This is a genomic window from Rickettsia endosymbiont of Urophora cardui (assembly GCF_964030725.1).
Lineage (GTDB): Bacteria > Pseudomonadota > Alphaproteobacteria > Rickettsiales > Rickettsiaceae > Rickettsia.
Genome location: NZ_CAXIPY010000001.1, coordinates 103,902 through 124,698, shown reverse-complemented (window position 1 = coordinate 124,698; position 20,797 = coordinate 103,902). Strand labels below are relative to the sequence as shown.

Genomic DNA, 20,797 nt, shown 5'->3' with positions numbered 1-20,797 from the left:
TGGACCTCCTGATATAGAGAATGAAAAGCAGTTGCTAATCTTCTAGGGTTAATATTTAACATATTAAAACAACAATTAAGGAGGTCCATATGGAGGTTACTACAATTGGTATAGATATTGCAAAAAGAATTTTTCAAATTCATGGTGTAGATAAAAATGGCAAGACAGTATTAAAGAAAAAATTGATGAGAGATCAGGTTTTGACATTTATGGCTAATTTACCACAATGTTTAGTAGGGATGGAAGCTTGTGGTGGTTCTAGTTATTGGGCAAGAGAAATAACTAAATTAGGGCATGAAGTAAAACTAATGGCACCGCAATTTGTCAAACCATATGTTAAAACTAATAAAAATGATCAAGCAGATGCTGAAGCGATATGTGAAGCCGTGACAAGACCTAATATGAGATTTGTTGCAATTAAAACTATAGAGCAACAAGAAATTTTATCAATACATAGGGTAAGAGAGAGATTGGTAAAAAATCGTACAGCACTTGCTAATGAAATTAGGGGGCTACTACATGAGTTTGGTTTTATTGTTCCTCAAGGCATTAATAAGGTTATCACAAAATTAATTGAGATTTTAGATGCAGGGAAATTAAGCCAGTTAAGTTATCAAACATTTAGTGAACTAAAAGAAGAATTCTTAGATAATAACAGAAAAATAAAAGAGATAGAAAAACGATTAACAATGATAGCAAGTAACCTAACTCAATATCAACGATTAAGAGCTATACCTGGTCTTGGTTTAATTACTGCTACTGCTTTAATAGCATCAATAGGTAATGCTACAAGTTTTGAGAATGGCAGGCAATTATCGGCATGGCTAGGATTAGTGCCAAGACAACATTCAAGTGGTGGGAAGGATAAGCTGCTGGGAATTAGCAAGCGAGGTGATGTATACTTACGCACTTTATTAATTCAAGGGGCTAGAGCTGTACTAAATGCCAAGATAAGATTTACATCGGAAGAACAGAAATCTAAAAAAGATTTTAGCCAATTTACGAAATGGATGTTTAATTTATCTGAGCGAAGTAGCCATAATAAAACGACAGTTGCCATAGCTAATAAGTTGGCAAGAGTGGTGTTTGCTGTACTAAGATCAGGAGATGATTATGTAGAGAGTAAAGTTTGTAGCTAAAGAGTGTGTAGCATAGCACTTATAAGTAAAATAAATGGTGATTTATATAATGAATAGGTAAAAGCAAAACAATATGTAAGAGATTCCAACCCGAAATATGCTTGAGATAATTAATATTGATGGTAAATAAGACAAACCTTAGCTTACAAAAAAACTGCGTTTTTCAGTGGCTCTTTTAGAAGCCGATGGACTGATAAGTATATAGTTTGTAAGCCAGCGAATTCCATCAGGGCTGTAGAATAAATTAGGTTGATTTATCAGCTATAAGCCGGATACATGACTGCATTTGTTTGTTTTTATTATTGATGTTATTTTTTTCTTGCATTCTACAGGAGGTCCATACATGAAAAAATTGGACAAAAAAATGAAGGAGTGTGTTTCCGCAATAAGTTAGAATAAATAGCAATAAACTTAAGAGGAAAGATGAAGAAAAATAAAGTAAAAATTTTCAGTGCTTCAGAAAAAACGGGGATAGTATTAGAATTAATAAAAGAGGAGTCGACACTTGGTCAGTTAGCTTCAAAATATGCAATAAGTGTTAAAACAATTCAAAATTGGAAAAAACAGTTTTTAGGTAATGCGGCATGGCTTTGTTGCATAAATAAGATTTGTAGAGCAAGAGTGGTGATAATCTGGTAAGATGTCCTGAATTAAAAATAATCCAGATTATATGAGATCTCGGAAGAAAGCCCCTTTTAGTAAATCACGCAAGTATTCTAAATATAAAATAACGAATTGGTCAGAATATAATAATTTTTTACGCAATAGGGGTCGCATAGATTTTATGATTGCCAGTGATTTGGCGATTGGCTGGTATGCTGATTACAGAGAGGAAATGAAACGAGGAAGACCTAGACGCTATAGTGATCACGCTATATTACAGTGTTTGAAGATCAGATGCTTATTCGGTCTTAAGTTACGCCAAACCCAAGGCTTTATAAACTGGCTCTTTGAAATATCGGGTTTATCTATTAGATGTCCAGACTATACAACATTAAGTAAGCGTATGAAGTCATTAGATCTTAGGTATTTACATGGAAATCAAGATAAAGAATTTAGTTGTATTTCAATGGATAGTACAGGGATACAAGCCTACACAGGGAACGAATGGCTAGAAAATAAGCATGGTAAGCAATATAAGCGTCGCATATGGAAAAAGCTACATATCGTTATAGAAGATCAAGGTATGATACTTGCCGATAGTACCACAGAGCATACTATAGATGATAGATCACAGATTGGACTACTAATAGCTAATGTCAGAGCCAAGGATTTTCTGGGAGATCGAGGGTATGACGGTGAATCTACATATCAATTGTTGAGAAAGAAGAAGATAAAACCAGTTATTAGACCCCCAAACTCTTCAGTAAAAGTTCAATCGCTTAGGGATAAAACTGGAAAGTTCTATAATTAATTAAGCCAGATATAATCAATTTTTAATCTCTCAGGGTTTAATTCCCCGAAGCTCTGCTTCGTGATATCATAAGAAACAACTAAAACTTTTTTAGATACCTCGTAGCTCTGCTGCGAGGAGCATCATTTAAATATAGATATATCATGGCTCATTTAACGATAGATGAAAGATTTAAAATATACGAAATGAATAAGAGTGGTTATAGCTCGCGATATATAGGGACAAAGATTGGCCGTGATAAAAGCACTATATGTTATGAACTCAAGAGAATGAGGCATAATTATAGACCAGATAGGGCTAACACACTTGCTTGCAGTTTAAGGCAAGGTAAGAGAAAAAGAAAATTAGATATTGATAATAATTTACGAGCAGAAATAATAAAGCAGTTAACACAGGGTATTTCACCAGATATAATTTCAGGTAGACGTAAACTATCACGAGATACTGTCAATATTTCTACAGAGAGTATATACCAGTTTATTTATACATCTCCTATAGCACAAAGGCAAAAATTATATTTATCTTTAGCAAGAAAAAGGAAAAATAGGTTGCATCATGGTACAAGAATCAGAAACAAAAGAATTACAATACCAAATCGAGTTTCCATTACTGAAAGACCAGAGATAAATAGAAAGATAGCAGCAATAGGTCATTTAGAAGGTGATTTAACTTTTAACAAAGGTAATCAAAGTCGTAATATAGGCGCTCTTGTGGATATCAGAACACAAAAAGTGTTTCTCACTTTAAACCGTTCAAAAAGAACACAAGATGTGATTGGTAACATGAATAAAAAACTTAAACAATTGTCGCATATAATCAAAAGCATAACGTTAGATAATGGCAAAGAATTTACCAATCATGAACAACTATTGCCAAAATCTGAACGAAAAGTATATTTTTGCAATCCTTATTCTCCATGGCAAAAACCATTGATAGAGAAGATTAACTCAATGGTGCACAGAGTATACTCTAAATCTTTAGATATAAAAAAATTAACAATAAAGCAATTACAAGAAATTGAGGATTTTTTAAATAATTTACCAAGAAAAGTGCTCGGTTATAAAACACCCAATGAGGTATGGGAAGAAAATATAAATCTGGCTTAATTAATACTGGAATTTACCAACGATAAATAACTCTCTACTTTACAGCCTGAAGATTAATCATTATACTATGTTTTAATTATTTAAATAAATTATTTATGAATATTCACGAATATCAAGCAAAAGAGATTTTAAGAAAATACGGTGTGCCTACTTCAACTGGGGTAGTGGTTACGAAAACCGAAAGCATTAATGCAGCGATTGATGAGCTAAATACAAAGGTTTATGTAGTTAAGGCACAAATACATGCTGGTGGTAGAGGTAAAGCCGGCGGTGTTAAGGTTGTTAAGAGTAAAGAGGAAGCAAAAAAAGTTGCTCATGATATGTTCGGTATTAATTTAGTCACACACCAAACAGGACCACAAGGGCAGAAAGTAAATCGTCTTTATATTGAATCAGGTTGTGATATTTTAAAGGAATATTATTTTAGTGTCGTATTTGATAGATCAGCTAGCTGTATCACCTTTATAGCTTCTACGGAGGGCGGTGTTGATATAGAAGAAGTTGCAGAAAAAACTCCTGAAAAAATTATCAAATTTTCAGTTGATCCAGCTACCGGCTTGCAAAATTTCCATGCTCAAGGAATAGCATATGAATTAGGTTTTAAAGACCATCAAGTAAAGCAAATGAAAGAAATAGTAAAAGCAACCTACAAAGCTTTTATTGAAACAGATGCAGCACAAATTGAGATTAATCCGTTAATTGTAAATAAAGAGGGCAATTTATTAGCATTAGATGCAAAATTTACCTTTGATGATAATGGTCTATTTAAGCATCCTGAAATTATAGCTTTGCGTGATCAGGATGAAGAAGATCCGTTAGAAACAAGAGCAGCTGATGCTGGTCTTAGCTATGTGAAAATGGATGGTAGTATTGGTTGTATGGTAAATGGTGCGGGACTTGCTATGGCAACAATGGATATTATTAAGCTTTATGGTGCAACACCTGCAAATTTCCTAGATGTTGGGGGCGGAGCTGATCGTGAACGTGTGAAAGAAGCCTTAAAAATAATTTTATCTGACAAAGAAGTGAAAGGCATTTTAGTTAATATTTTTGGTGGTATTATGCGTTGTGATATTATAGCAGAAGGAATTATCGCAGCAGCAAAAGATATAGGTATAAAAGTGCCGCTAGTAGTCCGCTTAGCTGGTACAAATGTTGAAAAAGGTAAAGAGATTTTATCCAATTCAGGTTTAGAAATAATACCGGCTCATGATTTAGCTGATGCGGCTAGTAAAATAGTTGAGGCAATTAGGTAATCATGTCATCCCGTGGCTTGTCCACGGGATCCAGTAATAAAAAATACAAAAAGGTCAATTTTTGCCGTCATTGCGAGCAAATGAAATGAGCGTGGCAATCTCATGAAATAGTACAAGACTCCTAAGATTGCCGCGTCGATGCTATGCATCTCCTCGCAATGACGATTGTACAAAAACAAATTTAAAAATAATAAGTAGTTATCAAAGATGGCAATATTAGTTAACAAAAAAACAAAAGTAATCTGTCAGGGTTTTACCGGTTCACAAGGTACTTTCCACTCCGAGCAAGCAATAGCTTATGGTACTAAAATGGTCGGTGGGGTGACCCCAGGTAAAGGCGGTAAAACTCACCTCGATTTACCGATATATAACACTGTGCATGAGGCAAAAGCCAAAACCGGTGCTAATGCTAGCGTTATTTATGTACCGCCTCCCTTTGCAGCCGATTCAATATTAGAGGCAATTGATGCCGGAATTGAAATAGTCGTATGTATCACAGAAGGAATTCCGGTGCTTGATATGGTCAGAGTAAAGCGTGCTTTGGTCGGTTCTAGAACAAGATTAATCGGTCCTAACTGCCCGGGGATTATAACCCCTGATGAATGCAAAATAGGTATCATGCCAGGGCATATTCATAGAAAAGGTTCTATAGGTATTGTTTCAAGATCAGGTACTTTAACTTATGAAGCAGTAGCACAAACAACAGCTGTAGGGCTTGGTCAATCTACATGTGTTGGCATTGGCGGTGATCCCGTTAATGGCACTAATTTTGTAGATTGCATTGATATGTTTTTACAAGATGACGAAACAAAAGCAATTATCATGATTGGTGAAATTGGTGGTGACGCAGAAGAAAATGCAGCTAATTTTATTAAGCATTCAAAAAGCAAAAAACCTATAGTAAGCTTTATAGCAGGTATTACAGCTCCTCCAGGTAAAAGAATGGGGCATGCTGGTGCTATTATTGCTGGCGGAAAAGGTAGTGCTGAAGATAAGCTTGAAGCTCTGCAAAGTGCTGGCGTAACTATCACAAGATCACCTGCGGATATCGGCAAAACTATGCTGGATTTGCTGAATAAGGGTTAAACCAAACGTCATTGCGAGAAGAATTACGAAGTAATTTGCCGAAGCAATCTCAGGATGCTTAACGAGATTGCCGAACTCGTTTTAACTGCTCGCAATGATTATCTATTCAACATACTTATACATAATAACGCCAATTTAGGATAAGAGAAGTTGTTCTGGAGCTAAAGCATCAAGTTTTATACGAGATTTAGTGATAGCATAAGAAGTAACACAAGCTAGAATATGCACCAAGAAATTAACAGGAGATCTATGCCTTGTATGCTCTAGGTTCATTCTATTTTTTAGTATATTAAATACTGATTCAAATGATGCTCCTCGCAGCAGAGCTACGAGGTATCTATCCAAAAAGCTTTAACTGTTTTTGTTGAAATGCTTTATAAGAAGGTTTGCCTGAACCTTGATTCTGTACATATAGCTAACACGGGAATGTTTCTACCACAGATTAGGAAAAACTTAGGCATTGATCAATAATTTTACGTAAACAGTTTTTAAAGTTAGTCCAGCAATGTTTAATAGGATTTAGATCTGGTGAATATGTGAGTAAATACAAAAACTATGGTAAAAACCTTTCCGCGTTAGCTATAATTACGTAATTTCTGCTCATCACCATGTTTACCTACTGTGCTCATAAAATATCCTTTACTCCAAAACTCACTTCCCCATAATTTTTCTTTAAGATTTGGATATTTCTCAAACATTTTCTTAGAAGTAATACTTTTTATGATTTGAGTTATTTTTGTTGGGCTATACATTGGTATTGACTGTAATAAAAAATGTACGTGATCTTTATCTACTCCTATTTCTAAAAATCTAATTTCATAACGATCTTCTATGTGCTCACAAATTTTACACAAATAATCATCTAGTTCTTGATTGAATATTACTCTTCTATACTTTGCCGGCGTTACTAAATGATATATTAGTACTGTGACATTATGACTCTTATGTATATAACTGCTTTCTTCCATTCAAGTAGTATATCACGAAGCAGAGCTTCGGGGAATTAAACCCTGAAAGATTAAAAAAAGTGGCGAGTGTATCAATCTATAATTTGTATTATATATCCAATAATTTACTTTAAATTGTAGAAATATCGCTTTTAAGCTGATAAAAGCACTAAATATTTAACTTTAAATATAAATTTTTACTTTAGTCAGAAAAATTAGAATTTTTGTCAAAACTTCAGGCTACTGAAAAAGAAGCAGAATTAGCTCTTGAGTCATTTGATCAAAAATGGAGTAAGCAATATCCGCATATAGCTAAATCTTGGTATAATAATTGGGATAATTTGATAATTTTCTTGCAATATCCAAAGGAGATTCGTAAGATTATTTACACTACAAATGCGATAGAATCGCTGAATAGCCAATTGAGAAAAGTTACTAAGAATAAACGCATCTTTCCAAATGATGACGCAGTATTTAAGGTTTTATATCTGACAATTGATTATATTACCAAAAAATGGTCTATGCCTATCCCCAATTGGAATGAAGCTATGGCTCATTTTATGATCAAATTTGATGGTAGAATTTAATCTCTCAGGGTTTAATTCCCCGAAGCTCTGCTTCGTGATATACTACTTGAATGGAAGAAAGCAGTTATGTACATAAGAGTCATAATGTCACAGTACTAATATATCATTTAGTAACGCCGGCAAAGTATAGAAGAGTAATATTCAATCAAGAACTAGATGATTATTTGTGTAAAATTTGTGAGCACATAGAAGATCGTTATGAAATTAGATTTTTAGAAATAGGAGTAGATAAAGATCACGTACATTTTTTATTACAGTCAATACCAATGTATAGCCCAACAAAAATAACTCAAATCATAAAAAGTATTACTTCTAAGAAAATGTTTGAGAAATATCCAAATCTTAAAGAAAAATTATGGGGAAGTGAGTTTTGGAGTAAAGGATATTTTATGAGCACAGTAGGTAAACATGGTGATGAGCAGAAATTACGTAATTATGTACAGAATCAAGGTTCAGGCAAACCTTCTTATAAAGTCCGTCCGCCAAAACTCTACAAGCCTTATAGATAATATGGTTTTAAGACAAGAAGTAATACAACAATCCGTAAGAAAATGATAAAATATGGTCATAAACCTTATGGATTTCAGTCAATGCCAATAGACAACATTATCAAATCGCAAGAACAAGGGAAACTGTTTGGTTATAAATTAAAAGAAGAATTAAACCCAAATAATAAGCTATATAAATTAAGAGAATTAATAAATTGGTCTAGGCTCGAAGAGTGGTTATCAAAAAATGTTTGTATTAAGAAATTTGGTAGAAATAGAAAATGTCATAGAGTGATGCTTGGCATAACGATGCTACAAGCAATGTATAATTTTTCAGATTCATTATCAGAGGAAGAGCTAAAAGAGAATATGTATTGGCAGTATTTCTGCGGGTGGGAATATATAGAAAAAGACATAGCTATCTCGGAAACTAGTATACGACGGTTTCGTAGTGTATTAGGTGAAGCTGGATATAATGAGATATTATCGGAGTTGATCAGGGTTGGGATAAAAACTAACACAATTAAAAAAAAAGATTTGGAATTAATCATCGCTGATACGACTGTACAAATTAAGAATATCAAACACCCACACGATGTTTATTTAATGGATAAAGCTAGGCTTAGCATAGTAAAGCTTTGCAACAGTTTGGGTATACATTTGAATGAAACATACGCTAGAACCTATAAACGCGATATAGTAAAGCTATGGAAATATAAAGAACATAGTAAAGCCAAGAAGCGTTGGAAAATAATGAAGCATTTAAAAATATTACTGGGTCGTTTGATTAGAGTATGTGAGCGTGAGATCAAAAATAAGCAATTAAACTTGTCTCTCAAAAATCAAGAAGTATTGCAAAAAATAAAACAAATACATAACCAATCTGTTTTAAAAAGAGAAGCTAAAAAGCAATATAAAGAAGATAACAAAGTATTATATAGTTTTCATGCCCCTGAAGTAGAGTGTATAGGAAAGGGAAAACGCAACAAGCCATATGAGTTTGGCAATAAAGTAGCGGTAGTAGTAAGTGGTCGTAGAAATTTTGTTTTATCCGCAAAATCGTTTCATAATAATCCTTATGATGGTCATACATTGCATCAGAGCTTTGAAGCAGTAGAGAGTGTCACTGGAATCAAGATAAAGAAATCATTTGTTGATCTTGGGTATAGTGGTAGCAATGTAAAGGAGAAGAGTAAGGTATATACCCCAAAAACGCGGAAGAAGTTGTTACAAGAGGACAAGTCTATGATCAAGAGACGCAGTGCCATAGAACCAATAATAGGTCACTTAAAGCAATATGGTCGGATGGGTAGAAACTTCTTGAAAGGTATGATAGGAGATATTATCAATCCAATAATCTCTGCTATTGGTTTGAATTTACGATGCATTGCAAATCATTTACAAATCGTGTCTAACTCCACATAAATCAAAAATATCATCATGCAAAAACTAGATGAACGATAAAAAATCGTTAACAATAGCTCCATATCAAAATTAGACCAACACAGAAATGTATCAGTAAAAATTAACATAACTTATTAATTTTTATTGAAAATCTTAGCAATTTGTTGTCAAAACTCTATCCCATTACAAATGATCAGGATTTGAAGTGTTTTTGGCGGATAGACTATAAAGCATTTCAACAAAAACAGTTAAAGCTTTTTGGATAGATACCTCGTAGCTCTGCTGCGAGGAGCATCATTGGTTCACGAAATTTACACAATTGATGAGACCAGAGCCTAACCCCTTAGCTTTGGTCAGCATACACGCTATATTAGTGTTTCCTCGTGCTAGGGCGATATCTAGAGGATATTGACATTCAGAGTTTAAAGTAGAAATTTTGATGCCGCGTATTACTAAATATTTTGCTAGATAATAATTATCTTTATAAACGGCAGCGGTAAGTAATGTATCACCTTTATTATTTTTTTCTTGTAATATAGGGTAAACATCAAGTAAAACACGTAATTTAGAAAGGTTATTTCTATCGATTGCTCTAAAAGAATTACCTATCGCACTACAATAAGATAAGGTAGCGGTAATATCTTTTTTCTTATTTAGATCGTTGTCATATTTAACAAGACTTTCTACAGCTTTTCTTCTATCAGCATTTGCTATCCATTCTTCTTTTTTCTGGAATAGCTTAATATATGAATATATATCCATCTGATCTAAAGTAGCCTGCTCGGTTAACTTACCAAGTATAATATCATCATCAGGTAATAATAACATTTGGCTTTCATCTTTAGCAAATTTCGTTGCTGATTCCGTTAGTTCTGTATTTACGATATTATCTTGCTTCTTAACAACTACATTTGAAGAACTTACTGAAGTGCTTGTATTTTGTGGCTGTATCTGTTTCTGATTAGCTGGCACTGAATTATTAGCAGCATTAGTATTATTAGAACCTTGATTCTGATTTGCAGATAACACTTCCACAGGCTTTAATGGAGCATCCCAATCTTGCTTTTTCGGCAAATTCACATCAGCAGTAAATGTTTCTTTCGAATTATCAGTTGTGGCTGAAGAATCGGTTGTATTTGGCATTGTTGCAGGCGAAACTACAGGCTGTACCGCAGGTATAGGCGTATTACTAGGTGCGGTTGGCTGATTAACTGTAGGTACAGGCGTATTAGGCGTAGATGGTGTTGCCGGTACAGGTGCAGGAGTCGTTACTGGCGGTGTTACTACGTCACTTGCTGTAGGCTGATTAACTACAGGAACAGGAGTAGCTGGCATTACTGTTGGTGCAGGAGCTACCACTTGAGGAGCGGGCGGTGCAGTTACATTATCTTGCTGTTCATTCGCCTCTGGTGGAGGAGTAAGCTTTATATATTGATGCGTAGGCGGCAAAGCAATAGGTTGATATACTTGGGTACGTGGCGCAGGTGGTACTACATAGCTACCTGGACGAAGAGGCGGATTAGAGATAAGAGATCCAGCTACTTTAAGCTCCGGCTGTGCTTCTTCATTATTTGCAATATTAGGCAAAGGCGTACTATTTGCTTCTTTGTTATTAGAAGATGTTGCATCTTTCGTATCACTATGTGAAGCTAAATTCGTATTAGTTTGATGAGTTTGATTACTTGCACTAGGTAATGTTGCATTACCCATATCTATAAAAGGCTCAGATGCTTCTTTTTCACTATTCGTATCATTATGTGAAGCTAAATTCGTATTAGTTTGATGGCTCTGATTACTTGCACTAGGTAATGTTGCATTACCCATATCTATAAAAGGCTCAGATGCTTCTTTTTCACTATTCGTATCATTATGTGAAGCTAAATTCGTATCAGTTTGATGGCTCTGATTACTTGCACTAGGTAATGTTGCATTACCCATATCTATAAAAGGCTCAGATGCTTCTTTTTCACTATTCGTATCATTATGTGAAGCTAAATTCGTATTAGTTTGATGGCTCTGATTACTTGCACTAGGTAATGTTGCATTACCCATATCTATAAAAGGCTCAGATGCTTCTTTTTCACTATTCGTATCATTATGTGAAACTAAATTCGTATTAGTTTGATGAGTCTGATTACTTGCACTAGGTAATGTTGCATTACCCATATCTATAAAAGGCTCAGATGCTTCTTTTTCACTATTCGTATCATTATGTGAAGCTAAATTCGTATTAGTTTGATGGCTCTGATTACTTGCACTAGGTAATGTTGCATTACCCATATCTATAAAAGGCTCAGATGCTTCTTTTTCACTATTCGTATCATTATGTGAAGCTAAATTCGTATTAGTTTGATGAGTCTGATTACTTGCACTAGGTAATGTTGCATTACCCATATCTATAAAAGGCTCAGATGCTTCTTTTTCACTATTCGTATCATTATGTGAAGCTAAATTTGTATTAGCTTGATGAGCCTCATTATTCGCACTAGGCAATTGTACTTCGTTTTTGTTAGTTTCTTGTGAAACTAATTTATCACTTGGCTTATCTGGTTGTGCTTGCGGTTTAGGCAATGGAGCTTTTTTTGGTGATTTATGGAAAAATTGTTTAATCTTATCAAAAATGGACATAGATGATCTAGAGTCAGAAGTAGGCTGCTCATCTTTACTTTTTATATCAGAATTTTGTGATGGCATAGGTAATGGCGGCGGTGCAGCAGCATAGCTTTGCAACGTGACTAGGGATAGACTTATAAAAAATAATATCCTGCATAATTTATTTAACATATATTTCCCTAATGATGCTCCTCGCAGCAGAGCTACGAGGTATCTAAAAAAGTTTTAGTTGTTTCTTATGATATCACGAAGCAGAGCTTCGGGGAATTAAACCCTGAGAGATTAAATAGTTATTTGAGTTTATCATCTTGTAGGAGCTTTAGCTGCGTGGCTCAATTTTTTCGTCATTGCGAGGCAAAACTGTAAGTTTTGTACGTGTGCAATCACAGGATGTTTAACAAGATTGCCGCGTCGAAACTACGTTTCTCCTCGCAATGACGCTTAATTCAACATTTTCTACTTTCTACTATTCTGTACTAATTTTTTTATTTCACTCTCTACTAATTCTTTTACAAGCGAAGGTAGGTTTTTATCAAGCCATGTTTTAAGCTCCGGCTTTAACATTTCGATTACTAATTCTTCAAGAGCATTTTTAGATGAAACATTATTATCTAAATTTTTATCTTTAATAGTTGAGGTGAAATTTTTTAAAATATCATTTACTTTTTCAGCAGATTTAGTTGATATTAACTCCTCTTCATCTTGGTCTATTATTTCTGTTAACTCAAGTATATCTTCGTCTTCATTGCTTAAATTTTTACGCTCGTTAATCACTCCTTTGACAGATTTTAGAATGTCTTCTATCGACATATCTTGGCTTTTCTTGCTTTCCTTACTCACTTAGAAACCTATAAACATTTTCTTTTTAATAGTCTTAAATTCCTCTTCAGGACTGAAGTATTTTACCTTAAGCTTTAAACTTTGAGCAGTTAACTCGCCAGTTAATGATTTCATTTGATATGCACTAAGTATAGAAGCTTTATAAGCATCAACACGTGTTATTTTTGCATCATAGAGCTTTTCTTCAGCACTTAAAACATCTAACATTGTTTTAGAACCTACTATTTCCTCTTGTACTGTACCATCATAGGATATTTGAGCTGCCGCTACTCTTTGATCCGCTGCAATAATACGAGATTTTGCTGCTTCAAACCCTTCCCATATACTTATAACATAAGCCTGCACTTGTCTTATTGCACCATCAAGCTGTATCGCACTATTTCGTGTTTGATTTTTAGCTGATCTAATTTTTGAATATTGAGCTCCTCCATTTGGATAAATAGGAACATTAACAGATAACGTAGTAGTAACACTTCTAGTATTTATGTGCTCAGTATCCAAATTTTGCGGATTATAATTAGTTCTACCAGATTGCAATTTTACACTTACTTGTGGCAATAATTTTCCTTTTTCTACTAACTCTTGTGCCTTTGCTGAAGTTACGCTATGTCTTGCTGAATCAATATCAGGATTTAAATTAACAGCTCTTTTTGTTAGCTCATCTAATGAATTTGGCAATCCTTGAGGTAAAATAGGCATAGCTATGTCAGTAGGTTCTATACCGAATACTCTAATAAAGTTTGCTTTTTTTGCTTGGAAATCAGCATAAGCGGTTAGCTTATTCGCTTCTGCTGCTGCAAGTCCCGCTCTTGCAGTTGCTATATCTATCTCTGTTGCTTCACCAAGCCTTAATTTTTCTTCTACAGTGTTTACTTGTTGGATATTAGTACGAACTCTACTTTCTGAAATATCATATTTCTCTTTACTTTCAAAATAATCAAGATAAGCACCGATTAAGTCTAATAATACTTTTTGCTCACTAGAATAATATTGACCACGTGACGCTCTAAAAGCTGCTTGTGCAGATCTAAGAGCAGCAACATCTGAACCACCGTTAAATAGAGATTGTTCAATTACCACTGCCGCTTGATTATTATCTACTGCTGGTGGACTGTTAAGTTGTTGAGCATATATCCTAGCATATTTGGTTTTACTATTATTTCTGTTAGCGCTCAGTGCTGCATTAGGCATAAATCCTGAAAAAGCTTGAGGAAATTGCTCAATAGAATTAACAAATTTAACTCTTGCAGTCTTCAGATCATTGTTATTTTTATACCCTTCTGTTAAAGCTTCTTGCAAATCTATTGCAATAACGGGAGAAGTTAGTAATAATGAGCAAATAAATATAGTTAACTTACGCATAAATTTTTTAAATGAATTGATAATATGGTAGTGAGATTAGTTTAATCTTTCAAGAATATAGCTATTTTTAAGTTAGATAATATAATACTATGTAACAATGTTAGCACGTAGTATAACAAAAATTAATTCTAAGGGCAATGATAACTATTTTATATTTCATTTTTCTACACAAAGCGTTACAATTAATTAATTAACAATTGATAATAAATAACATATATGCCTAATACTCTCATCAATCTTTCGCACTTTGTTGGTTTAAGTAAAGAACAAGAATCAGCGTTACTAAACCTCTTAAAAAGACTACATAATTTTTCTGGTTCTTTAAAAACTAATATAAAAGATTTAGAAGCTAATATTCTTAGTATTTTAAAAAGCTCTTTAAAAGAATTAGCACAAACTGAAAATTTAGATTTAGAGAAGATAGAAAAACTTTTTAACAAAACAGTAAAAGCATCTCTTAGTGAATTATCAAAAGCTTTAGATAAAACTTATCAAGATCAGTTAAAGACAAAAGATATATTTCTATTTGATGGAATTATCGTAGCAAAATGTTTAAGTGTTTTAGAACAAGTTCTAAAATTTCAAAAAGAATTAGATGAAGTTTATCCGGGTGCTTCTAAGAAAATTATAACATCATTAGAAAATATATTAATTACTGTAATTGCAACTCAACTGCCTATTCTTTCAACTTTCATAAAAGCAAGCGGTATACTTGAAAAAGTCAATAATCTCATCGATCATGAAAAACTATTGCCCAAAATAACAAAATGGCATAGCGATATTAAAAAGATGCAGCAAGAAATAAAGGATAATAAAAACCTTAAAGATGTTTATAAAAAAGCTGAACAAGTTGCCGAAATTTCAGAAATATCCAAAGATCCTGTTAAGAAAATTATTGACATTTCAAAAGTTTCAGAAATATCAAAAGAATCTATTGAGAAAGTAATTAAAGTAGCAAAAAATCCTAATAATGAATCATCGTTAGATTACGTGATAGAAGCTAACAAAGCTATACCGCAAACTACTAAAGAGGTAGAAGATAAATATCAAAAATAAAAAGTGATGTTGAAAAAGCACTTCCTGAAGAGATAAAAGATGAAAAACTACATTCCATCAAAAATACTATTAGTGATAGATTAAATAGTACAAAAACAGAATTATTAAGAGCAGCAAACCCTGAAACTCCTTTTGTTGATAAAATAACTTCTTTATTTAAAGCAGCAGAAACAGCTACCAAAATTGCAAGTGATGTGAAAAAAATAGCAGGAGTAATACCGGGTGGACAAAAATTAGAAAGCGTTATAAGCGGGATAATAACAACTAACCTAATACCTGAAGTTTTGACAAAAAATTTTTATTAAAAAAAGTGGCGAGTGTATCAATCTATAATTTGTATTATATATCAAATAATTTACTTTAAATTGTAGAAATATCGCTTTTAAGCTGATAAAAGCACTAAATATTTAACTTTAAATATAAATTTTTACTTTAGTCAGAAAAATTAGAGTTTTTGTCAAAACTTCAGTAATACCTAAGCCGATTTTAACAATAGCTAAATTAGCTCCTGAGGTAGCAGAGTTAGTTACAGTAGGTAAGGCAATAATTACAGTCCTTTCCAAATCACAAAACTTAAATCAAACACAAGGCAGGTCAAAAAGTGCTTAATACTCATATTTTAATTGCTATAGGATGTTTAGTAGTATTAGTAATATACTTAATATATAAAACAGCATCACGTAAAAAAAATATTACGACTTCCGGAGAAAATAATTCTGAAGAAACTTTTGCTCTTAATAGCAAGAATCAGGATAATAAAAAACTCACCTTACAAGAACGAATAGAATTATCTTGGAAATTTCTTTATGACATTACAGAAACCATTCTCAATAAATTTACTCAAGATGATATAACTTTAGTGAATAAATGTGGTCGTGTTTTACTTGAAAACGGAGCACGCTATGAACATATAGTTGATCTGGCAATCCCTCGTGCCAAATCTCATACTCAATCTGTAGAGCAAGAGCAAACTAAAGGCAAAAAAACTTTAGAGGGGGTAATTTTTCTACCTTGAAAAAAGCAGATACTTGACGTATAAACTACTCTATCCACTTTTTATTTATTAGCGATATACAATCCTTGTAACCTGAATTCTGGATTAGCTAATTTTGAGATATAGCAGGTTTGTTAGGTTTCATACAGTATGCAATTAGGGCGGATAAGATATGTACAAAGGCATTCCAAATTGATCTATGTCTTGTATGTTCGATCTCGAAAGCACCCTTCAGCACACTAAATACTGTTTCGATAATTGAGCGTTTGCGTAATAATATTTTTTCAAATAATGGCATAAGTTTATTCTTCATTTTCTTCTTTATGCCAGTTACTAACTTGATTCCTTTGCTGTATAGATCATCAAAGAGCTCCTGTTTGATATAACCCTTATCGCCAAACAATAATCCCGTGATATGTTTGGTGATTATCGAAACCGGCGCTCTATCATCTACATTACCAGGCGTTAGTTTTAGACCTTGAATCTCACCTTTTTCGTTAATAACCAAATGTAATTTTAGACCAAAAACCAACTTTTTGTTGTTTTACCCAAAGCAGCAATACCGGCAAAGACTTTATTACGAGAGATTCTTTTTCGATGACAAACCTCTAAAGATGTGGCGTCAATATAAGAAACTCCCGTAGATTGAGCTGCCTGCATATATCATTCAAGTAATAAAACTAAATAACTCAGAACTCTTGGTTTTAGAGCTATAAAACGAGTATATGATGGAAGAGTTACAAAGTCTGATTTATATAATTGTAGATAGGACATATAAAAATATTTAAAGTTTTTACAAGGTGATTGATGGTATAAAAGCACTATTGTTAACAGCTCAGAATAGCTTATTTCAGGCTTTCTTGTAGGGTTTTTATTAATTAATGGTAGAAATGATGCTCCTCGCAGCAGAGCTACGAGGTATCTAAAAAAGTTTTAGTTGTTTCTTATGATATCACGAAGCAGAGCTTCGGGGAATTAAACCCTGAGAGATTAATCCACTGCTCGCTAATTTTACAAAAATCATCGACAAAACAAAATAATGCAGTAATATCTTTCTTCATGGGGATACTCTTGTTTTTTTGCTAAAAATTATATAGAGTATCTTCTATCCCTTGTAAATACTTACTTCCAAACCTAGATTAATCCAGAATTCAGGTTTGTAAATGATTTTTTTAAAAGATATTATTAGAAAGTTATAGTTAAAAATAATTGCAATTAATGAGCAAATTAAAACAAGGAACATTTATCACTTTTGAGGGAGGAGAAGGAATTGGCAAATCCACCCAATGTCAAATGTTATATGAATATCTAAAATCCCAAAATATTCCCGTACTTCTAACCCGTGAAGTTGGCGGTACTAACGTAGCCGAAAAGATGCGTGAGATTCTAGTGTATACTGATTTATTGCCAATGTCTGAATTATTACAAGCTATGGCAGCACGTTATGACCATATGGTAAAAAAAATTATACCGGCTTTGCAGGCAGGGAATATAGTAATATGCGACCGATTTATTGACTCAACAGCCTGCTATCAAGGATTAGAGCTAGAAAACGGTATAGAACTCGTATATAATCTGCACAAAGATTTAATGCCGCCTCTTATGCCGGATATTACCTTTTTTATTGATGTAGAATCTTCTATTGCCATTGAGCGGGTAAATTCACGAAATATGAGCAATAAATTTGACGTAAGAGGGTTAGATTTTTACAATAAAATTTATGATTGCTTTAAGGAATTAAGTGAAAAATTTCCTGAAAGGATAGTAACAATTAAGGCTTCCGATCTTGATCCTCCGCAAGTACACAAGTTAATAAAAAAACACTTAAATTTAATATGAATAATACCTATTATATTACCACTCCCATATATTATGTTAATGATGTCCCGCATATTGGGCATGCTTATACCAGCGTTGCAAGTGACGTGATTGCCCGCTTTATGCGTCTTAGCGGTCGTGAAGTCATGTTTTTAACAGGTACTGATGAACATGGGCAGAAAGTAGAAAAAGCTGCTATTGATAAAAATATTGATCCGCAAAAATTTACTGATCAGACTTCTCAAAGTTTTCGTCATCTTATGGCTGCCATGCATATTTCAAATGATGATTTTATAAGAACAACGGAAGAAAGGCATAAAGAAGCAGTAGCTATATTTTGGCAAAAATTACTAGATAACAGCTCTATCTATGAGGGTTTTTATGAGGGGTGGTATGCCGTTCGTGATGAAGCTTTTTATGATGAATCTGAGCTAACAGCGGACAAATTAGCACCAACCGGTGCAGCGGTGGAATGGGTTAAAGAACCTAGCTATTTCTTTAATCTCTCAAAATGGCAAGATAAATTGCTTGAGTTTTATGAAGCAAACCCTGATTTTATCAGACCTATATCAAGACGTAACGAGGTCATCAGCTTTGTTAAGTCAGGTCTAAAAGATTTGTCCGTATCACGCACCACTTTTAACTGGGGTATCAAAGTCCCAAACGATAATACACACGTGATTTATGTGTGGCTTGATGCACTTGCTAATTATATCTCAGCCCTTGGTTATCCTGATCAAAATAGCAATTACGGCAAGTTTTGGCCAGCCAATTTACAGGTAGTCGGCAAAGATATTCTACGTTTCCATGCCGTTTATTGGCCAGCTTTCTTAATGGCTGCTGAAATTCCGCTGCCTAAGACAATTATGGCACATGGCTGGTGGACTAATGAGGGGCAGAAAATTTCTAAATCACTTGGTAATACTATTGATCCGATTAAGCTGATAGAGGAGTTTGGTGTTGATCAGGTTAGATATTTTTTAATGCGTGAGATAACATTTGGAGCGGATGGTAACTTTGCCCGCAGCAATCTAATTACCCGTATTAATAGCGAATTATCAAATAAGATCGGTAATTTATTGCAACGTACTACTTCTTTTGTTTATAAAAATAATGATGGTAAAGTGCCGGCAATCACGCAAGATGCAATTAATAAAATATATGAATTACCGCTTTTAAAAATAGCAATTAATTCTGCTAAACAGAATATTTTGCTAATGGAAAAAACCGAGATTAACAAGATTCTTGATAATATTATTAATTTAGCCGAAGAAGCAAATATTTATATTGATAGCGAAGCTCCTTGGAACTTGAAAAAAACAGACCCTGAAAAAATGCTAGAGGTGTTATATGCTCTGCTAGAAACTCTGCGTTATATCGCCATAATGCTTCAGGCTTTTATGCCAAGTTCTGCCGGTAAAATGCTTGATCAGCTAGGGGTAAACACAGAAGAGCGTTTATTTAAGCATTTATCGCTTGAGTTTGCTTTAACACCGGATAGTTCCATTTTAGAGCCTGCTATAATATTCCCGAGATTTGAGTAATGTTACTCTCTTTGTCATCCCGTGGCTTGTCCACGGGATCCAGCAATAAAGCGAGCATTTTATATCTGTATTTTTTACTGGATCTAGTGCCCAAGCCAGGGGATGACATCAAGCCTATGCATTTTCGCAGGAATGACATAAAAGCCATTTAAACCTGAATTCTGGATTAGCTAATTTTGAGATATAGCAGGTTTGTTAGGTTTCATACAGTATGCAATTAGGGCGGATAAGATATGTACAAAGGCATTCCAAATTGATCTATGTCGTGTATGTTCGACCTCGAAAGCACCCTTCAGCACACTAAATACTGTTTCGATAATTGAGCGTTTGCGTAATAATATTTTTTCAAATAATGGCATAAGTTTATTCTTCATTTTCTTCTTTATGCCAGTTACTCACTTGATTCCTTTGCTGTATAGATCATCAAAGAGCTCCTGTTTGATATAACCCTTATCGCCAAACAATAATCCCGTGATATGTTTGGTGATTATCGAAACCGGCGCTCTATCATCTACATTACCAGGCGTTAGTTTTAGACCTTGAATCTCACCTTTTTCGTTAATCTCTCAGGGTTTAATTCCCCGAAGCTCTGCTTCGTGATATCATAAGAAACAACTAAAACTTTTTTAGATACCTCGTAGCTCTGCTGCGAGGAGCATCATTAACCAAATGTAATTTTAGACCAAAAAACCAACTTTTTGTTGTTTTACCCAAAGCAGCAATACCGGCAAAGACTTTATTACGAGAGATTCTTTTTCGATGACAAACCTCTAAAGATGTGGCGTCAATATAAGAAACTCCCGTAGATTGAGCTGCCTGCATATACCATTCAAGTAATAAAACTAAATAACTCAGAACTCTTGGTTTTAGAGCTATAAAACGAGTATATGATGGAAGAGTTACAAAGTCTGATTTATATAATTGTAGATAGGACATATAAAAATATTTAGTCTATCCGCCAAAAACACTTCAAATCCTGATCATTTGTAATGGGATAGAGTTTTGACAACAAATTGCTAAGATTTTCAATAAAAATTAATAAGTTATGTTAATTTTTACTGATACATTTCTGTGTTGGTCTAATTTTGATATGGAGCTATTGTTAACGATTTTTTATCGTTCATCTAGTTTTTGCATGATGAT

The 20,797-nt window shown here is 33.7% G+C and carries 16 protein-coding genes and 4 pseudogenes; 13 read left to right on the top strand and 7 right to left on the bottom strand.

Features of this window, described 5'->3' with window-relative positions; all coding sequences use genetic code 11:
• Positions 1 to 89: 89 nt before the first annotated feature.
• From AAHI98_RS00675 to sucD, 6 genes are all read left to right on the top strand, one after another.
• Positions 90 to 1,139, top strand: a complete 1,050-nt coding sequence (locus AAHI98_RS00675) for an IS110 family RNA-guided transposase (protein ID WP_342224642.1) — start codon at positions 90 to 92, stop codon at positions 1,137 to 1,139.
• Between the two features lie 423 nt (positions 1,140 to 1,562).
• Positions 1,563 to 1,778, top strand: a complete 216-nt coding sequence (locus AAHI98_RS00670; protein ID WP_342224723.1) for a helix-turn-helix domain-containing protein — start codon at positions 1,563 to 1,565, stop codon at positions 1,776 to 1,778.
• A gap of 31 nt (positions 1,779 to 1,809) precedes the next feature.
• The gene (locus AAHI98_RS00665) at positions 1,810 to 2,553 is read left to right on the top strand and encodes an IS5 family transposase (RefSeq protein WP_342224722.1); all 744 of its coding nucleotides are present in this window, start codon (positions 1,810 to 1,812) and stop codon (positions 2,551 to 2,553) included.
• 143 nt (positions 2,554 to 2,696) lie between these two features.
• Complete coding sequence (locus AAHI98_RS00660) at positions 2,697 to 3,659, top strand: IS30 family transposase (protein ID WP_342224646.1); 963 nt, start codon at positions 2,697 to 2,699, stop codon at positions 3,657 to 3,659.
• A gap of 95 nt (positions 3,660 to 3,754) precedes the next feature.
• A complete protein-coding gene (sucC, locus tag AAHI98_RS00655; protein WP_342224721.1) occupies positions 3,755 to 4,915 on the top strand; it encodes an ADP-forming succinate--CoA ligase subunit beta in 1,161 nt (386 codons plus the stop codon).
• Positions 4,916 to 5,122: 207 nt separating this feature from the next.
• Positions 5,123 to 6,001, top strand: a complete 879-nt coding sequence (gene sucD, locus AAHI98_RS00650; protein WP_342224720.1) for a succinate--CoA ligase subunit alpha — start codon at positions 5,123 to 5,125, stop codon at positions 5,999 to 6,001.
• 135 nt (positions 6,002 to 6,136) lie between these two features.
• On the opposite strand, the pseudogene AAHI98_RS18370 reads toward sucD, so the two are convergent.
• Together AAHI98_RS18370 and tnpA (AAHI98_RS00645) are read right to left on the bottom strand one after the other, a co-directional pair.
• Positions 6,137 to 6,304, bottom strand: a pseudogene (locus AAHI98_RS18370) (IS982 family transposase); the annotation flags it as partial.
• A 272-nt stretch (positions 6,305 to 6,576) separates the two neighbouring features.
• A complete protein-coding gene (tnpA, locus tag AAHI98_RS00645) occupies positions 6,577 to 6,969 on the bottom strand; it encodes an IS200/IS605 family transposase (protein ID WP_410526181.1) in 393 nt (130 codons plus the stop codon).
• Positions 6,970 to 7,187: 218 nt separating this feature from the next.
• Here tnpA (AAHI98_RS00645) and AAHI98_RS00640 point away from each other — a divergent pair.
• The 3 genes and pseudogenes from AAHI98_RS00640 to AAHI98_RS00630 all read left to right on the top strand — a co-directional run.
• Positions 7,188 to 7,535 (top strand): annotated as a pseudogene (locus AAHI98_RS00640) (transposase); the annotation flags it as partial.
• A 50-nt stretch (positions 7,536 to 7,585) separates the two neighbouring features.
• The gene (gene tnpA, locus AAHI98_RS00635; protein ID WP_342224718.1) at positions 7,586 to 8,044 is read left to right on the top strand and encodes an IS200/IS605 family transposase; all 459 of its coding nucleotides are present in this window, start codon (positions 7,586 to 7,588) and stop codon (positions 8,042 to 8,044) included.
• Between the two features lie 42 nt (positions 8,045 to 8,086).
• Positions 8,087 to 9,448, top strand: coding sequence for an IS5 family transposase (locus tag AAHI98_RS00630; protein WP_342224717.1), 1,362 nt, complete (start codon positions 8,087 to 8,089; stop codon positions 9,446 to 9,448).
• 273 nt (positions 9,449 to 9,721) lie between these two features.
• Here AAHI98_RS00630 and AAHI98_RS00625 read toward each other — a convergent pair whose 3' ends face one another.
• The 3 genes from AAHI98_RS00625 to AAHI98_RS00615 form a co-directional block, all read right to left on the bottom strand.
• Positions 9,722 to 12,211: an ankyrin repeat domain-containing protein gene (locus AAHI98_RS00625; RefSeq protein ID WP_342224716.1), complete on the bottom strand. Its 2,490-nt coding sequence runs from the start codon at positions 12,209 to 12,211 to the stop codon at positions 9,722 to 9,724.
• A 285-nt stretch (positions 12,212 to 12,496) separates the two neighbouring features.
• Positions 12,497 to 12,880, bottom strand: a complete 384-nt coding sequence (locus AAHI98_RS00620) for a DUF2497 domain-containing protein (RefSeq protein WP_342224715.1) — start codon at positions 12,878 to 12,880, stop codon at positions 12,497 to 12,499.
• Entirely contained in the window at positions 12,881 to 14,242 is a 1,362-nt protein-coding gene (locus tag AAHI98_RS00615) for a TolC family protein (RefSeq protein WP_342224714.1), read from the bottom strand. It abuts the gene before it with no gap.
• Between the two features lie 216 nt (positions 14,243 to 14,458).
• On the opposite strand from AAHI98_RS00615, the gene AAHI98_RS00610 reads away from it, so the two are divergent.
• Both AAHI98_RS00610 and AAHI98_RS00605 read left to right on the top strand, forming a co-directional pair.
• On the top strand, positions 14,459 to 15,298 hold the full coding sequence (locus AAHI98_RS00610) for a hypothetical protein (protein ID WP_342224713.1): 840 nt from the start codon (positions 14,459 to 14,461) through the stop codon (positions 15,296 to 15,298).
• A gap of 601 nt (positions 15,299 to 15,899) precedes the next feature.
• Positions 15,900 to 16,313, top strand: coding sequence for a DUF2660 domain-containing protein (locus AAHI98_RS00605; RefSeq protein ID WP_342224712.1), 414 nt, complete (start codon positions 15,900 to 15,902; stop codon positions 16,311 to 16,313).
• Between the two features lie 88 nt (positions 16,314 to 16,401).
• On the opposite strand, the pseudogene AAHI98_RS00600 reads toward AAHI98_RS00605, so the two are convergent.
• Positions 16,402 to 17,353 (bottom strand): annotated as a pseudogene (locus AAHI98_RS00600) (IS982 family transposase).
• Between the two features lie 157 nt (positions 17,354 to 17,510).
• Between AAHI98_RS00600 and tmk the strand changes: the two are divergent.
• The gene (tmk, locus tag AAHI98_RS00595) at positions 17,511 to 18,131 is read left to right on the top strand and encodes a dTMP kinase (protein ID WP_342224711.1); all 621 of its coding nucleotides are present in this window, start codon (positions 17,511 to 17,513) and stop codon (positions 18,129 to 18,131) included.
• Positions 18,128 to 19,654, top strand: coding sequence for a methionine--tRNA ligase (gene metG / locus AAHI98_RS00590; RefSeq protein WP_342224710.1), 1,527 nt, complete (start codon positions 18,128 to 18,130; stop codon positions 19,652 to 19,654). Before tmk ends, metG begins: the two co-directional genes overlap by 4 nt.
• Positions 19,655 to 19,824: 170 nt before the next feature.
• Here the strand turns inward: metG and AAHI98_RS00585 are convergent.
• Positions 19,825 to 20,602 (bottom strand): annotated as a pseudogene (locus tag AAHI98_RS00585) (transposase); the annotation flags it as partial.
• Positions 20,603 to 20,797 lie beyond the last annotated feature (195 nt).

Excerpts from the sequence above, each read along its gene's own strand:
- AAHI98_RS00675 (WP_342224642.1), top strand. The coding sequence starts at position 90 with ATGGAGGTTACTACAATTGGTATAGATATTGCAAAAAGAATTTTTCAA.
- AAHI98_RS00670 (WP_342224723.1), top strand. The coding sequence starts at position 1,563 with ATGAAGAAAAATAAAGTAAAAATTTTCAGTGCTTCAGAAAAAACGGGG.
- AAHI98_RS00665 (WP_342224722.1), top strand. The coding sequence starts at position 1,810 with ATGAGATCTCGGAAGAAAGCCCCTTTTAGTAAATCACGCAAGTATTCT.
- AAHI98_RS00660 (WP_342224646.1), top strand. The coding sequence starts at position 2,697 with ATGGCTCATTTAACGATAGATGAAAGATTTAAAATATACGAAATGAAT.
- sucC (WP_342224721.1), top strand. The coding sequence starts at position 3,755 with ATGAATATTCACGAATATCAAGCAAAAGAGATTTTAAGAAAATACGGT.
- sucD (WP_342224720.1), top strand. The coding sequence starts at position 5,123 with ATGGCAATATTAGTTAACAAAAAAACAAAAGTAATCTGTCAGGGTTTT.
- tnpA (WP_410526181.1), bottom strand. The coding sequence starts at position 6,969 with ATGGAAGAAAGCAGTTATATACATAAGAGTCATAATGTCACAGTACTA.
- tnpA (WP_342224718.1), top strand. The coding sequence starts at position 7,586 with ATGGAAGAAAGCAGTTATGTACATAAGAGTCATAATGTCACAGTACTA.
- AAHI98_RS00630 (WP_342224717.1), top strand. The coding sequence starts at position 8,087 with ATGATAAAATATGGTCATAAACCTTATGGATTTCAGTCAATGCCAATA.
- AAHI98_RS00625 (WP_342224716.1), bottom strand. The coding sequence starts at position 12,211 with ATGTTAAATAAATTATGCAGGATATTATTTTTTATAAGTCTATCCCTA.
- AAHI98_RS00615 (WP_342224714.1), bottom strand. The coding sequence starts at position 14,242 with ATGCGTAAGTTAACTATATTTATTTGCTCATTATTACTAACTTCTCCC.
- AAHI98_RS00610 (WP_342224713.1), top strand. The coding sequence starts at position 14,459 with ATGCCTAATACTCTCATCAATCTTTCGCACTTTGTTGGTTTAAGTAAA.
- tmk (WP_342224711.1), top strand. The coding sequence starts at position 17,511 with ATGAGCAAATTAAAACAAGGAACATTTATCACTTTTGAGGGAGGAGAA.
- metG (WP_342224710.1), top strand. The coding sequence starts at position 18,128 with ATGAATAATACCTATTATATTACCACTCCCATATATTATGTTAATGAT.